The organism is Pseudomonas sp. 05N36, assembly GCF_056397385.1.
In genome coordinates this window covers 176,085-191,449 of the sequence record NZ_JBFTNH010000005.1, presented here as the reverse complement: position 1 = coordinate 191,449, position 15,365 = coordinate 176,085, and the positions used below count along the sequence as shown (strand labels likewise).

Genomic DNA, 15,365 nt, shown 5'->3' with positions numbered 1-15,365 from the left:
ACTATCGGCCGTTTTTGCCTCGCTGCCACAGGACGGACGCATTACCCACCTAGGATGGCCTTCATCTGCTTGATGAGGTCCGACCATGAACCACCCGAACGCAACTGCCCAGGTCTTCCCCGGCGCGCCGATGAAGGTGCGCGGTATCGAGAAACGCTTTGGCGCATTCACCGCGCTGGATAACGTTTCTCTGGACGTCGCCGCAGGCGAGCTGGTGTGTCTGCTCGGGCCTTCCGGCTGTGGCAAAACCACCTTGCTGCGTTGTATCGCCGGCCTCGAACGCCAGGATCGCGGCGAGTTGTACCTCGGTGATCGAAACGTTTCCCTGCTGGCACCGCAGGCTCGGGACTACGGCATTCTGTTCCAGTCCTACGCGCTTTTCCCCAACCTCACCGTCGAAGCCAACATTGCCTACGGCCTGGCCGGCAGCGGCCGCGAGGAAGTGCGCAAGCGCGTCGTGCAAATGCTCGAACTGGTGGGCCTGATCGGCAGTGAAAAGAAGTACCCCGGCCAATTGTCCGGCGGTCAGCAACAACGCGTGGCACTGGCCCGAGCCCTGGCGCCGGCACCGTCGCTGTTGCTGCTGGACGAACCGATGTCGGCCCTCGACGCCCGGGTTCGCGAGCACCTGTGCACCGAGTTGCGTCAATTGCAGCGCAACCTCGGCATCACCACCTTGATGGTTACGCACAACCAGGACGAGGCCATGCTGATGGCCGACCGCATTGCCGTGATGAACAACGGCAAGGTCGAGCAGTACGCCACACCGCAGGAAATCTACAATCGTCCGGCCACGCCGTTTGTTGCCGAGTTCGTCGGGCAGGGTAACTGGCTGCCGTTCCAGCGCAGCAGTGACAGTCACGCGCAGGTCGGCGGGATGAATGTGCGCCTGGCCGACAACTCCGGTAAAGCCGCATCGGGCCGACTGTTCTGTCGCCCGGAGGCGATCAGCGTCAACCCGCCGGTGCATGAAGAAAACCTGTTTCCGGCCAAGGTCCGCGAGATCACCTTTCTCGGCAATCGCTGCCGGATGAGTTTCGAACTCAACCAATTGCCGGGCCATGCGCTGCTCGCCGAACTGGCGCCTGAAGCCATGCCACGCCTCGGCGCGCAGGACATCATGGTCGCCTTGCCGCCGCGCAGTTTGCAGGTGTTTGCCTGATGAGCACGCCGATCGCCCTGCCAATACCGCACAAGCAGGTTTGGCAGACTTCCCGGGCCGAAATCGGCGACCGGCTGTTCGTAGTCGGCGGAAAAGTGCTGCTGCTGTGCCTGCTCGGCATCGCGGTGTTGATGCCGCTACTGGCGATCTTCTGGCGCGGCTTCAGCAGCGACGCCGGGCAGGGCGGTGGTCTGGTTGCTGCCCGCGAACTGCTGACCAGTGGCAACTTCCACTGGTTGCTGGGCAACAGCCTGAAAGTCTCCCTCAGCGTGGCGGCCATTGTCGTACCGCTGGCCTACCTGTTTGCCTACGCGCTGCAACGCACACTGATTCCCGGCAAGGCGATCTGGCGCGGCATGTCGCTGTTGCCATTGATGGCGCCGTCAATGCTGCCGGGTATCGCCTTGGTCTACCTGTTCGGTAACCAGGGCCTGTTGCGCGGGCTGCTGCCGGAGAACATTTACGGCTTCTGGGGCATTGTCCTCGGCGAAGTGATTTACACCTTTCCCCACGCGCTGATGATCCTGCTCTCGGCGTTGTCGCTGGCCGATGCGCGCTTGTTCGACGCCGCGTCGAGCATGGGCGCCAGCCCCGCCAAGGCCTTTCGCAGCATCACCTGGCCGGCAACCCGGCAAGCAGTGTTCGCCGCGTTTTGCCTGGTGTTCACCCTGACCATCACCGATTTCGGCGTGCCGGTGGTGGTCGGTGGCGACTACCAAGTGCTGGCGCTGGAAGCCTACAAAGCCGTGATTGGCCAGCAGCAATTCGGTCGCGGTGCGTTGATCGGCATGGTGTTGCTGCTGCCGGCACTGTTCAGCTTCGGCGTCGACGGGTGGTTGCGTCGTCGGCATGGCGACGCCATGAGCGGGCGGGCGCAAGTCTTTCAACCGGCGCCGTCGCGGCTGCGGGACGGTTGCTACCTGACCATCGTGTTGCTGATCTGCGCCGCGCTGCTGCTGGTGTTCGGCATGGCGGTGTACTCGTCGCTGGTGAAGTTCTGGCCGTACAACCTGTCGCTGTCGCTCAACCACTATCAGTTCGGTGACACCGCCGGTGGCGGCTGGCTGGCTTACGGCAACAGCGTGAAGATGGCCTTGTGCACAGCGTTGATCGGCAGCGGGTTGATTTTCACCGGTGCCTATCTGATGGAAAAAACCCGTGGCCAGCGCGGCCTGAACCTGGCGCTGCGCATGCTCAGCTTTGTGCCGATGGCGGTGCCGGGTTTGGTGCTGGGCCTGGGCTACGTGTTCTTCTTCAACCTGAGCGGCAACCCGCTGCATGTGTTCTACGGGACCATGACCCTGCTGGTGGTCTGCACCATTGCGCACTATCTGACCACCGCGCAAATGACCGCCACCACCGCATTGCGCCAGCTCGACGCCGAGTTCGAAGCCGCTGCGCTGTCGCTCAAGGCGCCGCTGTACCGCCACTACCTGCGCGTCACCGTGCCGATCTGTCTGCCGGCGCTGCTGGACATCGTGCGCTACCTGTTCGTCTCGGCGATGACCACGGTGTCGGCGGCGATTTTCCTCTACAGCCCCGACACCATCCTCGCAGCGGTGGCGGTGTTGAACATGGACGACGCCGGCAACGTCGGCGGCGCAGCGGCCATGTCGACCCTGATTCTGTTCACCTCGGCGGGCGTTTCCCTGCTCCTGGCCTGGGCCTCGTGCGGCTTGCTGCGCCGTTCCCAGGCCTGGCGGCAAAGCGCGCCCGGTTGCTGATTTCCAATCCCGCAAACCTGAACTCAACTGCCGGTAAACAAAAGGAAAAAAACATGTTCAAGCCTATGGCCCTGGCCGCTGCTGTCCTCACTGCTTTCAGCCTGAACGCCTTCGCGGCGAAAACCGAGTTGACGGTCTACACCGCCCTCGAAGCCGAACAACTGAAGACCTACAAAGAAGCATTCGAAAAGGCCAATCCGGACGTCGAGATCAAGTGGGTGCGCGATTCCACCGGGATCATCACCGCCAAACTGCTGGCCGAAAAAGCCCGCCCGCAGGCTGATGTGGTCTGGGGCCTGGCCGCGTCCAGCCTGGCGATTCTCGACCAGCAAGGCATGCTGCAAAGCTACGCACCGAAGGACCTCGGCAAGATCGGCAGCAACTACCGCGACGTTGCCAACCCGCCAGCCTGGGTCGGCATGGACGTGTGGGCGGCGACCATTTGCTTCAACACCGTCGAAGCCGAGAAACAAGGCCTGAGCAAACCGGTGAGCTGGCAGGACCTGACCAAGCCTGAATACAAAGGCAAGATTGTCATGCCGAACCCGGCGTCGTCCGGCACCGGTTTCCTCGACGTCAGCGCCTGGCTGCAAACCTTCGGCGAGCAGCAGGGCTGGCAGTACATGGACGCACTGCACCAGAACATCGGCCAGTACGTTCATTCCGGTTCCAAGCCGTGCAAGCTGGCGGCTGCCGGCGAATTCCCGATTGGTATCTCGTTTGAATACCCGGCCGTGCAGTTGAAGCGCCAGGGTGCGCCGCTGGACATCATCCTGCCGAAGGAAGGCCTGGGCTGGGAAATCGAAGCCACCGCCGTGATCAAAGGCACGCCACATGAAGACGCGGCGAAGAAACTCGCGGACTTCTCCGCCAGCCCCGCGGCGATGGAGTTGTACAAGGAAAACTTCGCGGTACTCGCCCAGCCTGGCATCGCCAAGCCGCAGACCGAACTGCCGGCCGACTACGAGCAACGCCTGATCAAGAACGACTTCGCCTGGGCCTCGAAAAATCGCGACGAAATCCTCAGCGAGTGGCGCAAGCGTTATGACGGCAAGTCCGAGAAGGTGGTTGCCAAGTAAGATCTTCATCGGCTGATAGGGCCTCATCGCGAGCAGGCTCGCTCCCACAGGGGAACGCGGTCAACTGTGGGAGCGAGCCTGCTCGCGAAAGCGGTCTCGAACCCAGGACATATCTCCATGACACACCACAGCGACATGCTGATCATCGGCGCCGGCATTCTCGGCCTTTCCCACGCCTATGCCGCGGCCAGGCGCGGGCTCAAGGTCAAGGTCTTCGAGCGCAGCGCCACACCCTTGGGCGCGTCGGTGCGCAACTTTGGCCAGGCGCTGGTCACCGGCCAGCCGCCGGGGCAGATGCTCGAACTGGCCAGGGCCAGCCGCGAAATCTGGGGCCAATGGGCGCAACTCTCGGGCTTGCAGCTCAAGCGCAACGGCTCGTATCTGTTTGCTCGCACCGAAGCTGAAGAGCAACTGCTGGAAGCCTTCTGCGCCGGCCGCGCGATCGAACATGGTTACCGCGTCGAGCTGTTGCGCGGCGCCGCATTGGGCGATGTGTACGGCGGCCAGTTCCGTCATCACCGTGCGGCATTGCACGGTCTGGATGACCAGCAACTGTATTCGCGCGAAGCCATTCCAGCGTTGATCGACTACCTGCGTCGCGACCTCGGCGTGGAGTTTCACTTTTCCACCCTGGTGCGCGACATCGAACCCGGTCGTGTGCACAGCACCGCCGGCAGCTTCACGGGGGAGCAGATCATCGTCTGCTCCGGCCACGATTATCAGACCCTGCTGGCCGAGCCGATCGCTGCACTCAAACCGCAGATCTGCCGTCTGCAAATGCTCCGCGCGCGACCGCACATCCACCTCAATCTGCAACATGCGCTGCTCACCGGTTTGAGCTGCGTGCATTACGGCGCCTTTGCCGATTTGCCGGAAGCTGCGCCAGTGCAGGCGCAGATTCTGCGTGAGGCGCCGCACTTGYACGAACACGGTATTCACCTGTTGATCAGCCCGACGCCGCACGGCGAACTGATCCTCGGTGATTCTCACCATTACGGCAGCGACCCTTCACCGTTCAATGCTGAACAGGTCGATAACTGGCTGATCGAACTGGCCGAACAAACCCTGGGCTGCAAGGTGCAGGTGGTCGAGCGGTGGCAGGGCGTCTATGGCGCTCGTGGAGCGCAGCCGTTTTCGTTCCTGCAGGCCGCACCCGGTGTGCATGCCGCGTTGATGCACACGGGCGTCGGCATGAGCGTCGGGCCGGCGATGGCTGAGCGCAACATCAGGACCTTGTTGGGAGAACACTGATGGGCCGCAACGAACAGGTGATCGCTGAAGTATTCGGCTGGTACGAGCGCTTCGGCGACAGCGACTACATCGGTGAGCCGGTGTCGCAGATCGAGCACATGTCCCAGGCCGCCGAACTGGCCATGGCCGAAGGCTTCGACGATGAAGTGGTGCTGGCCGCGTTCTTCCACGACATCGGGCATCTGTGCGCCGAGAACGCCGAAAACATGGGTGGCTTTGGCGTGGTCAGTCATGAACGCCTCGGTGCTGACTACCTGCGTCGTCTGGGTTTTGGCGAGCGGATGGCGCGGCTGGTGGAATACCACGTTCAGGCCAAGCGTTACCTGACGTTCAAAGAGCCGGGGTACTACGAACGCTTGAGCGAGGCCAGTCGGCGCACGCTGGACTATCAGGGCGGGGTAATGACGGCTGAAGAGGCACAGGCGTTTGAGCTCGATCCGTTGTGTGCGATCAGCCTGCGGATGCGCCAGTGGGACGAGCAGGCGAAAGAGATATGGGTGCCGGTGATTGATCTGGAGGTCTTGAAGGCGAAAGCCTACAGGTTATTGCGCAGCACCGGCCCTGTGGCGCTCGCCGTGCGTTGAGCTATCTCACGACCAATAGCGAAACGCGGCATGGACCGCCTTGATGCAAGGATTTAGGTTGGTCTTTTGAGAAGGAAGCGCATGGATGCGTTATGTAAACGTGATTGCTTGGGACAGTAGCGAAAGGGGAGCGGTGGACACCGTTCATTTTCAGTTTTATGCGGATGCGGTGGTGTATCGGGAAGAGACAATCCGTGACGCTGGAACTGATCTTCCAGCTCTTCGCACGTTCGCCCAGGCTTTTTTGAAGCTCGACTGGCACAAGACGGATGAGGCTGAGCGTTATCTGCACATCCTCGCTGATAACCTCACCGGTGACGGCAGGCCTGAGGCGGTGTGGATGTACTTCCGCGAAGGGGCGATAACAGTCTACAAAGCCGTTGCACGTGACCTTGATAACGACGGGACTCTGGAGTTGATCTTGAGTTCGGACGTGAACAATGACGGGCGGGCAGACCGAAAGGACCGGGGGCTTGTCAGGTTGTTGGCCAAGGAGTTTTTGAAGTTTGGCTGGAAATAGATCATTCCAGCACTTTGCCTGTCAGCGCCTCAATCTGCTCCTGGCGTTCCGCCTGGCTCAACCGTGCATGAGGATTGAGCGAAGACCACTGCGGATGGGCGCGAGCCTTGGTCAGCGCCTCCGGCAGTTTGCCTTCGCGCCAACTCTTGTCCTGTGGTGTGGCGACCTGGATGCTGTCCATCGCCGCGTGTCCGCGCATGTTCATGGCCTGCACCAGTTGCCGCTGACGCAACGCCAACAAACGCAGCACGCTGTCGTCAACGGTCAGCTCACGCTGGCCTTTGATTTTGCCCAGCAAGCGGCTGCCGTAGCCGCGCGCCGTTTGCAGGGCGCCGCCGGCAATCGCCCCGGCCAGCGCCGCCGCGCCGAGGGTCAGGCCGCCGACCAGCAAATCCACGCCGGCACCGGCCGCCGCGCCAGCGGCGATCCCGCCGCCGACGCGTACGCCCAGTTGCTTGAGGGTTTCGGGGTTGAACAAATCATCGCCCCAGCGGCCGTCCAATAGCGGCAAGTCGCTGGCGGCGGCGTCTTGTGGGCGGAAGGCGTACAGCTTGAGCAGCGCGTCGACGCAACGTTGTTCACGCTGGCGAACGGCTTTGCGCAGTTCGCCGATGGCCTGCTGTTCCTGTGCGGCATCGCTGACCACGCTGCGCCGACAGGCGGCGCAATCGATCAGCAGTTCGGCAATCAAGCGTGCCGCGCTTTGCTGGCGCGCTGCGCGTTGCGCCTGTTGGTCGATGATCAATCGCTCAAGCTGAGCGCGTGCGCTTTCCATCAGCAGCGCGAGGCTTTCATAGAGCCGGCGCTCGCCATCTTCGGGCGGCGCCACGCTGTCGAAACGCACCAGCGCATGCAGGCCCAAACGGGCCAGGGCGTCGCGCCAATCCGGCTCGCGGTGGTTGGCGCTGCTGACGAAATTCAGCACCGGCAGCAGCGGTTTTCCGCAACTGGCCAGCACTTCCAGTTCATCGCGGTACTTGGCCAGCACCGGTTCGCGGGCGTCGATCACATAGAGGCCGGCGTCGGACGCCAGCAGTTGCCGCAGCACCTTGGCTTCCTGCTCGAAACGTTGACGCGCCTCGCTGCCGTCGAGGAAACGCGCCAGCCGCGCCGGGCCGTCGAGGCGTTCGCCGGGGCGTTCCAGCCGCTCCAGGTAATCGAGCAGGGCGATGGCGTCTTCCAGCCCCGGCGTGTCGTAAAGCTCAAGCAAGGCCTCGCCGTCCACCGACAACCGGGCGCCCTCGACATGCCGCGTTGTGCTCGGACGATGGGAGACTTCGCCGAAACCGACGTCGCGGGTCAGGGTGCGCAGCAATGAGGTTTTGCCGACGTTGGTGTGGCCGACCACGGCGAGCTTCAGCGGCTTCTTTGCAGAATCAGTCATGACCCGACTCCAGCCAGTTCATCGGCGCGCAGTCAGCGAACGGCAACGCCAACTGTTGCAGCGCGGTGTGCCAGTCGCCGAGGCGTTCGGCGTCGAGTGCCTGACCGGGTGGCGCTTGCAGCAGCCAGATCCGGGTCGCGCTGGCGCTGCGGGCGAGTTCGGCGATCAATGCCAGGCTGCCGCGATCCGGTGAACGCCGAGGGTCGCAGGCAATGGCCAGGCGTTCCGGTGGGAAACGGGTCAGCTGTTCCAGCAACTTTTGTCGGGACTCGCGGCTGTCGAGGATGCCTGCGTTCTTGACGTTCTTCGGCAGTTGCGGCGGCCATGGACGCTGGTCGTCGAGTTCGATGGCCACCAGCAACGCACCGTCGCTGTCCAGCGCGCTGGCGCCGCCTTCGACCTGATGCAGGCGCTCGGGCGCGAGATCGTTGACGCCGAGGCGTTCGCTGCTCGGCATCAGTTGTTCACGCAACGGCGCGTAGCCGGGCAGGTTCAAGTCCAGATGCAATGCCGCACGACCGGTAGTCCAGCGCCACAGGCAGAACAGCGCGAGCAGCAGGCGCGGCAATACGCCGTACACCAGCAATACGCCCACCAGCCATGCGGCCCAGGCTTGCCGGGCGCTTTCGATATTCAGCGCGGTGTCGCCGCTGGCGCGGATCATCTCCACCGTCGGCACGCTGAAGCCGAGCAGTGCCGGTAGCGCACCAAGGGCCTGGGTCATGGCCACGAACGTGTCGCCGCTGAGAATCGTGGTTTCCCAGACGAAACCGTAGCGCCGGGTGGCCATCAGCGTCAGCAGAATCGCCAGGGCGCTGAGCATTGCCAGCAGCCACAAGCCGTTGACCAGCATGCCGAGCGCCCAGCGATTGAGTTTCTGCCGTTGCAGCAACAGCAGCAGGGCCGGCGCCAGTTGTGCGGCTTTGGCGTCGCGGGCGAGTTTTTCGCTGAGCCACAACCACAAGCGCCCGAGCGTGGCGCCGTAATCGCCAGCGAATATCAGGCCCGAGGCCCAGCTCAGCAGCAGAATCAGGTTCAACCCCAGCAGACTGCCGAGGGCCCAGAACACGTTGACCGGTGTCTGGCCGTCGTTCAATGCGGCAAATGCCAGCCCGGCACCGCTGACGATCGCCAATACGACCAGAACGATCAGCGCCAGTCGCGCCCCTTGCAGCCAATGGCGCAGCGCGCCGGTCAAGCCATCGCGTTCGGCCAGCCACAGGGCGCGGGCCTCGATGCGGGTCGGCAGATCGCCGCCCGCGCTGCGGGCCAGACGATTGGCTTCCTGATCTTCCAGGGGGCCCGCGTGTTCCTCGCGCAGGCGGATGGTTTCGGTCAGCCAAAGTGTTTGCAGTGTGGTCAGTTCAGTCACGCGGCATCCCGTCGCTCAAATGAACGTTGAGCATAACCGCTGTGGCGCTTATCGGGGTAAGCGAGGCTCTGGTATCCTCGCCGACATGAAAAAAACTCTCCCTCTCAGCCTGATCGCAGCCCTCGGTGAAAACCGCGTGATCGGCGTCGACAACAGCATGCCCTGGCACTTGCCGGGGGATTTCAAATACTTCAAGGCCACAACGCTGGGCAAGCCGATCATCATGGGGCGCAAGACCTGGGATTCGCTCGGTCGCCCGCTGCCCGGCCGGCTGAACATCGTGGTCAGCCGTCAGACCGACCTGCAACTTGAAGGCGCGGAAGTCTATCCGTCGCTGGAAGCCGCAGTGATACGGGCGCAGGAATGGGCGCTGGAGCAGGGCGTCGATGAGCTGATGCTGATTGGCGGCGCGCAGTTGTATGCGCAAGGCCTGGCACAGGCCGATCGGCTATACCTGACCCGCGTGGCGCTGAGCCCCGAGGGCGATGCATGGTTTCCGGAGTTTGATCTGGAACAGTGGACGCTTGTGTCGAATGTCCCGAATCCGGCGGAAGGCGATAAGCCCGCCTACAGCTTCGAGGTTTGGGAGAAAGCTTAAAAGCATCGCGAGCAAGCTCGCTCCCACAGGGTTTCAGGTTTGCTACAAATTTTGTGAACAACTGAAATCTACTGTGGGAGCGAGCTTGCTCGCGATAGCGGTCTACAGGCATTGATTACGCCTGCGCCAACTCCTCATGCTCATCCGCATCCAGCAGCTCTTTGTCAGTCTGCTGCATGATCTGGCTGGTGATCGCGCCAGCGGTCATCGAACCACTGACGTTCAATGCCGTGCGGCCCATGTCGATCAGCGGTTCAACCGAGATCAGCAGCGCCACCAGTGACACCGGCAAGCCCATGGCCGGCAGCACGATCAGCGCGGCGAAGGTTGCGCCACCGCCGACACCGGCAACGCCTGCCGAACTCAAGGTCACAATCGCTACCAAGGTCGCGATCCACAGCGGGTCCAACGGGTTGATGCCCACGGTCGGCGCAACCATCACTGCCAACATCGCAGGGTAAAGACCGGCACAACCGTTCTGGCCAATAGTCGCGCCAAACGAGGCGGCGAAGCTGGCGATCGATTGTGGAATGCCCAGGCGGCGGGTTTGCGCTTCGATGCTCAGCGGAATGCTCGCGGCGCTGGAGCGGCTGGTGAAGGCGAAGGTCAGCACCGGCCAGACCTTGCGGAAGAAGCGCAGCGGGTTGATCCCGGCCAGCGACACCAGCAGGCCGTGAACCACGAACATCAGGCCCAGGCCGATGTACGACACCACCACGAAACTGCCGAGCTTGATGATGTCTTGCAGGTTGGAACCGGCGACCACTTTGGTCATCAGCGCCAGTACGCCGTACGGGGTCAGCTTCATCACCAGACGCACCAGACGCATCACCCAGGCTTGCAGGGTGTCGATGGCGTTGAGCACTTTCTGACCTTTTTCGACGTCATCCTTGAGCAGTTGCAGCGCCGCGACCCCAAGGAATGCAGCGAAGATCACCACGCTGATGATCGAGGTCGGCTTGGCCCGGGCCAGATCGGCGAACGGGTTCTGCGGGATGAACGACAACAGCAACTGTGGGACATTCAGGTCGGCGACCTTGCCCGCGTAGTCGGTCTGGATGGTTTGCAGGCGAGCCATTTCCTGGGTGCCGGCGACCAGGCCTTCAGCCGTCAGGCCGAACAGGTTGGTCAGGCCAATGCCGATCAGCGCCGCAATGGCGGTGGTGAACAGCAGGGTGCCGATGGTCAGGAAGCTGATCTTGCCCAGCGAAGAGGCATTGTGCAGACGGGCTACGGCGCTGAGGATCGAGGCGAATACCAGCGGGATCACGATCATTTGCAGCAACTGCACATAACCGTTGCCGACCAGATCGAACCAGCCGATCGAGGCCTTCAGCACCGGGCTACCGGCGCCGTAAACAGTGTGCAGGGCAACACCGAACACCACGCCGAGCACCAGCGCGACCAGGACTTTTTTCGCCAGGCTCCAGGTGGTGTGACGGGTTTGCGCCAGGCCGAACAGCAAGGCGAGGAATACCAGCAGATTGAGGATCAGCGGCAGATTCATTGAGGCTCCAAAAAGACTTGTGCCAATCGCGTTCCGGGGCGATTGCGAACCGGCAAGCCTAACAGCTTGATATCTAATGAATTAATATCAAAAACGTATGGCTGCCATGGTTTTTGGAATAAGCAGATGGCGTTGTGGCGAAACCGGCCAAGCTGAGCTGTACAACAAGCTCATGGAAAACGGTATCGAGGTTTATGTGATTACCGCGGCTTCTGAAGGGCTGGTGCGCCTGGTCGCTTTGTTCGTTCGTAATAGTGTTTCAACTTGTGACGGCGAAAGGCGTTCTGCCATACTCGCGGCCGTTTGCGCCCCGGCCTGTTTTTCAGTGCCGGGCTTGGATTTCTGCAGTACGTAATGGACTACGTTGTGAGCTATCTCTCGATTGAATTCGGCTTGTGTTTCATCCTTTTTTTCCTCGTTTACTGGTCTGTGTGCTGGAGTACGCGTCTACAGAACGTACTGTTGCTGGCCGCCAGTTACGCGATCCTCGCCAGTTTCAGTCTGGGCTTCCTCTACATCCTGCTGGGCTACACCGCACTGGTGTACCTGCTCGGGTTGCTGAGTGAACGTTTTCCGGGGCGCTCATTCGTCAACGGGTTGATGTTGTTACTGGTGCTCGGCTGCTTTTACCTGTTCAAGTACCAGGACTTCTTTACCAGTACGGTGCAAAGCGCCTTCGCTCAGCTAGGGCTTGAAGTCTCGCTGCCGCTGCTGGAAGTGTTGCTGCCGGTCGGACTGTCGTTTTACACCTTTCACTCAGTCAGCTACCTGGTGTCGATCAACCGTGGCGAGCTGAAACCAGGTTCGCCTTTTGACCTGGCGTTGTACCTGGCGTTTTTCCCGAGCCTGATCGCCGGTCCCGTGAACCGGGCCACCGACATGCTGCCGCAGATTCGCCCAGTGCAAGCCCGGCAGGTGCTGGAACCGCAGCGGGCGTTGGGGCTGATTGCGCTGGCGGTGGTCAAGCTGTTCTTCCTCAGCTCCTGGCTGGCCAACGAGTGGGTCGACCCGGTGTTCGAGTCGTCCGCCAGCTTTTCGGCCGAGCAGATCTTGCGCAGCGTTTACGGTTATTCGTTCCTGATTTACTTCAACTTCAGCGGCTACACCGACCTGGTGACGGGCATTGCCTTGTTGCTGGGTTTCCGTTTGCCGCTGAACTTCAACTTCCCGTACACCGCGCGTAACCTCAAGGAGTTCTGGGGGCGCTGGCACATCAGCCTGTCGACGTTTATCCGTGACTACGTGTACATCCCGCTCGGTGGCAATCGCCGTGGGGTCTGGCGCGGCAATCTGAACATGCTGCTGGCCATGCTGATTTCCGGGCTGTGGCACGGCGCCAGTGTGAATTTCATCATCTGGGGTGCACTGCATGGCGTGGGACTGGCGCTGTACAAACTCTTCAGCCATTGGCTGCCGGAGCGTCCGACCTGGCTGGGGGCCGATCTGCTGGCGCGGTTGTTGACCTTCCACTATGTGGCGTTTGCCTGGATCTTCTTCCGTTGTGCATCCCTTGGGGATGCCATTGAGATGCTCGGCGGTCTGGGCGGGATGTCGCGGGCGGGGCTGGTCAGCAATGGTCTTTCATTGTTGGGCTGCCTGCTGTTCGTGGCGATCTATCCACAGATTGTGGCGCTGACGCGTCGGTTGTTCGACGCCAGTGTCCGGTTGCCATGGCTGCTGTATCCAGTGCCGTTGGGGCTGTTCATTTGCGTGGTGATCTTTGCTTCTCCATCGGGCGTACCGGGGTTTATCTATGCCAGTTTCTAACGCATCGCCACTGTCCACGAACCTGAGCGGCGCACTCAAAGTGCTGTATGCGATCCTCGTCATCAGCGCGCTGCTGTTTTGGTTCAACCAGGACTCGATTCGTCTGTACTGCCAGCAGAAGTATCACGATGGCTGCGAGATTCCCGGTCTGGCGCAGAATCCGCAGTGGCGTTTCGGAGCTCAGTTGAACCAGACGCTGGCGGAGGCGCGGTCAGGTTTCATCGCCCGGCTTGAGGGCCTGGATGACGTCAAACTGATCGATCAGGCTCAAGCCGCAGTGAATGAAGAGGAACCGCTTGGCGAGACGCTTGCGCCATTGCCGACACTCGAACAGGCAGCGAAACCGGTAGAAGCTCCACCCCAGGTCGTGACTGATCCCGCGGTGAAGCCTGCGCCGTCCGTTGACGGCGCGCCGGTCACTCCGCTGATGGCGACGCTGGCGCTCGGTGATGAGGTGCTTTTTGTCGGTGACTCGCTGATGCAAGGGGTTGCCCCGCATATGGCGAATACCCTGCTCAAGCGTTACAAGGTCAAGAGCATCAACCTGAGCCGGCAGAGTACCGGGCTGGCCTACCCGAGCTTCTTCAACTGGCCGAAGACCGTCGAAAGCACCTTGCAGGGCCACCCGAAGATTCGCCTGATGGTGATGTTCCTCGGTCCCAACGATCCCTGGGACATGCCCGACGGCAAGCACAAACCGTTCTTGCGCTTCAAGACCCCTGAATGGGAAGTGGCCTATCGTCAGCGTATCGACTCCATTCTCGACTCCGCCCGCGCGCATCGGGTACAGGTGATCTGGGTCGGCCCGCCAAACATGGAGAAGGCCAAGCTGTCGGCGGCCATGGCCTACCTGAACGGGCTCTACAAGAGCCAGCTTGCGGCCTACCATCAGCAGTTTGTGTCGGCCAACGAGATTCTGGGCTATCAAACCGATGAGTTCTCCTATTACCTGACGGTCGACGGTAACCGGAAGGTCAAGACCCGGGTCGATGACGGCATCCATTTCACGCCGACCGGGCAAAGGCTGATCGCCGAACGCGTGTTGTCGCTGATCAACTTTCCCAGCCAACAATTGACGGAGCACTGATATGCGGCGACTGCACGGCATTGCGCTGTTGTTGAGCATTACCCTGCTGAGCAGTTGCAGCCCCACGGCCGAGGTCCAGGCCACACCGGCGCCTGCGCCGAAAAAGCCTGGCTACACCTCGAAGAACGTCGTGCCGGTGGGGGGCGGCGATCCGAACCTGGCGGCACTGGCGCGCAAGTTCAAAACGGCGGATCGCACGCCGATCACTATTGTGCAGTTGGGCGACTCCCACACGGCGGCCGATCTGTTCAGTGGTGAGGTGCGGCGGTTGTTGCAGGCCCAGTACGGTGACGGCGGGATAGGGGTTGTCGCCGCAACGCCTGTGCCCGGCACGCGCTATGAACGCGTCATCCTCACCGCCGCCAATCGTCAGTGGTCGCTGGTCTCGGCGCGCAATCAACAAAGTACTCAGTTCCCACTGGGCGGTTACTTGTCGTTACCGATGACCCCGGGGGCCAAGGTGCAGATTGCCGAGCGCGAAGGCAGTCTCCAGCAGTACCGGATTTCAGCGCTCTATCAGGCGTCTGCCAACAGCAGCCTCAAGGCCCAGACCAATCTCACTCAGGCCACTCGCATGCTTGCGGCCACGGGCGGGCAGTGGCGCTTCAGCCCGCCGTTCAACAACGTGACGCTGCCAGTGGAAATGAGTGTCACCCATACCGAGGGACTGGCCCTGGGTGGCTGGAATATCCTTGGGCAGAAGAGCTCCGGGGTGATTTATTCGGCGCTGGGCATCAACGGTGCCCGGCTGGACGTGCTGGACAAGTGGCAGGCCGATTGGCCGGACACCCTCAAGGCGTTGCTCCCGGACATGGTTATCCTGGCCTACGGCACCAACGAGGCCTTCGACGACGACCTGGACCTGGATAAATACCGGAGCCAGTTGCAGGACAAAATCACCCTGTTGCGTAAAACCTTGCCCAAGGCCGTGATTCTGCTGGTCGGTGCGCCGGACTCCATCAAACACCGTGGCGCGAGTGCCTGCGCTTCCGCGCAGCCGCAGCCCTTGCGACAGCTTATCCAGATCCAGAAAGCCGTGGCGCAGCGCAATCGCGTGCTGTTCTGGGACTGGCAAGCCTTTATGGGCGGTGATTGCTCAATCAGCCGGTGGCAGGCCAATGAGCTGGCCCGCAATGATCTGGTGCACCTGACCGCGGATGGTTATCGCAAGAGCGCCGAGGGACTGTATCGCTTCCTGCGGGAGCAGTTGGGCGAGCGCATGCCGTGAGCCTTGCTGCGGCTGCACAGCTTTAGGCGCCCACAGAGGCTTCTGAAACGCAAAAAAATGCCCCGCACTTGGCGGGGCATTTTTGTGTTCAACGGTTAAGCA

Annotated in this window: 13 protein-coding genes and 1 pseudogene; 11 read left to right on the top strand and 3 right to left on the bottom strand. The window is 61.7% G+C overall.

The window, feature by feature from the left end; genetic code table 11:
* Positions 1-85 precede the first annotated feature (85 nt).
* The 6 genes from AC1DIH_RS09260 (at position 86) to AC1DIH_RS09235 (ending at position 6,320) form a co-directional block, all read left to right on the top strand.
* A complete protein-coding gene (locus AC1DIH_RS09260) occupies positions 86-1,162 on the top strand; it encodes a putative 2-aminoethylphosphonate ABC transporter ATP-binding protein (protein WP_427533930.1) in 1,077 nt (358 codons plus the stop codon).
* Complete coding sequence (locus AC1DIH_RS09255) at positions 1,162-2,886, top strand: putative 2-aminoethylphosphonate ABC transporter permease subunit (RefSeq protein WP_477771459.1); 1,725 nt, start codon at positions 1,162-1,164, stop codon at positions 2,884-2,886. The genes AC1DIH_RS09260 and AC1DIH_RS09255 overlap by 1 nt, the downstream gene beginning before the upstream one ends.
* Before the next feature lie 53 nt (positions 2,887-2,939).
* A complete protein-coding gene (locus AC1DIH_RS09250; RefSeq protein WP_477771458.1) occupies positions 2,940-3,965 on the top strand; it encodes a putative 2-aminoethylphosphonate ABC transporter substrate-binding protein in 1,026 nt (341 codons plus the stop codon).
* Between the two features lie 117 nt (positions 3,966-4,082).
* Entirely contained in the window at positions 4,083-5,216 is a 1,134-nt protein-coding gene (locus tag AC1DIH_RS09245; RefSeq protein ID WP_477771457.1) for a TIGR03364 family FAD-dependent oxidoreductase, read from the top strand.
* Entirely contained in the window at positions 5,216-5,800 is a 585-nt protein-coding gene (locus AC1DIH_RS09240) for a phosphonate degradation HD-domain oxygenase (RefSeq protein WP_477771456.1), read from the top strand. The genes AC1DIH_RS09245 and AC1DIH_RS09240 overlap by 1 nt, the downstream gene beginning before the upstream one ends.
* 85 nt (positions 5,801-5,885) lie before the next feature.
* On the top strand, positions 5,886-6,320 hold the full coding sequence (locus tag AC1DIH_RS09235; protein ID WP_477771455.1) for a hypothetical protein: 435 nt from the start codon (positions 5,886-5,888) through the stop codon (positions 6,318-6,320).
* Between the two features lies 1 nt (position 6,321).
* On the opposite strand, the gene AC1DIH_RS09230 is transcribed toward AC1DIH_RS09235, so the two are convergent.
* Entirely contained in the window at positions 6,322-7,704 is a 1,383-nt protein-coding gene (locus AC1DIH_RS09230; protein ID WP_477771454.1) for a GTPase/DUF3482 domain-containing protein, read from the bottom strand.
* Positions 7,697-9,076: a DUF2868 domain-containing protein gene (locus tag AC1DIH_RS09225; RefSeq protein ID WP_477771453.1), complete on the bottom strand. Its 1,380-nt coding sequence runs from the start codon at positions 9,074-9,076 to the stop codon at positions 7,697-7,699. The genes AC1DIH_RS09230 and AC1DIH_RS09225 overlap by 8 nt, the downstream gene beginning before the upstream one ends.
* 85 nt (positions 9,077-9,161) lie before the next feature.
* Here AC1DIH_RS09225 and AC1DIH_RS09220 point away from each other — a divergent pair, with 85 nt between their 5' ends.
* Positions 9,162-9,674, top strand: a complete 513-nt coding sequence (locus tag AC1DIH_RS09220) for a dihydrofolate reductase (RefSeq protein ID WP_477771452.1) — start codon at positions 9,162-9,164, stop codon at positions 9,672-9,674.
* Between the two features lie 115 nt (positions 9,675-9,789).
* Here the strand turns inward: AC1DIH_RS09220 and AC1DIH_RS09215 are convergent, their stop codons facing one another.
* Positions 9,790-11,181 carry an L-cystine transporter gene (locus AC1DIH_RS09215; protein WP_103316825.1) on the bottom strand — a complete coding sequence of 464 codons (1,392 nt, stop codon included), beginning with the start codon at positions 11,179-11,181 and terminating at the stop codon, positions 9,790-9,792.
* Positions 11,182-11,323: 142 nt separating this feature from the next.
* On the opposite strand from AC1DIH_RS09215, the pseudogene AC1DIH_RS09210 reads away from it, so the two are divergent.
* The 4 genes and pseudogenes from AC1DIH_RS09210 to AC1DIH_RS09195 all read left to right on the top strand — a co-directional run.
* A pseudogene (locus AC1DIH_RS09210) lies at positions 11,324-11,419 on the top strand (hypothetical protein); the annotation flags it as partial.
* A 128-nt stretch (positions 11,420-11,547) separates the two neighbouring features.
* Positions 11,548-12,948: an MBOAT family O-acyltransferase gene (locus AC1DIH_RS09205; RefSeq protein WP_477771451.1), complete on the top strand. Its 1,401-nt coding sequence runs from the start codon at positions 11,548-11,550 to the stop codon at positions 12,946-12,948.
* Complete coding sequence (locus tag AC1DIH_RS09200; RefSeq protein ID WP_477771450.1) at positions 12,935-14,035, top strand: SGNH/GDSL hydrolase family protein; 1,101 nt, start codon at positions 12,935-12,937, stop codon at positions 14,033-14,035. Before AC1DIH_RS09205 ends, AC1DIH_RS09200 begins: the two co-directional genes overlap by 14 nt.
* Before the next feature lies 1 nt (position 14,036).
* Positions 14,037-15,263, top strand: a complete 1,227-nt coding sequence (locus AC1DIH_RS09195; protein ID WP_477771449.1) for an SGNH/GDSL hydrolase family protein — start codon at positions 14,037-14,039, stop codon at positions 15,261-15,263.
* Positions 15,264-15,365 lie beyond the last annotated feature (102 nt).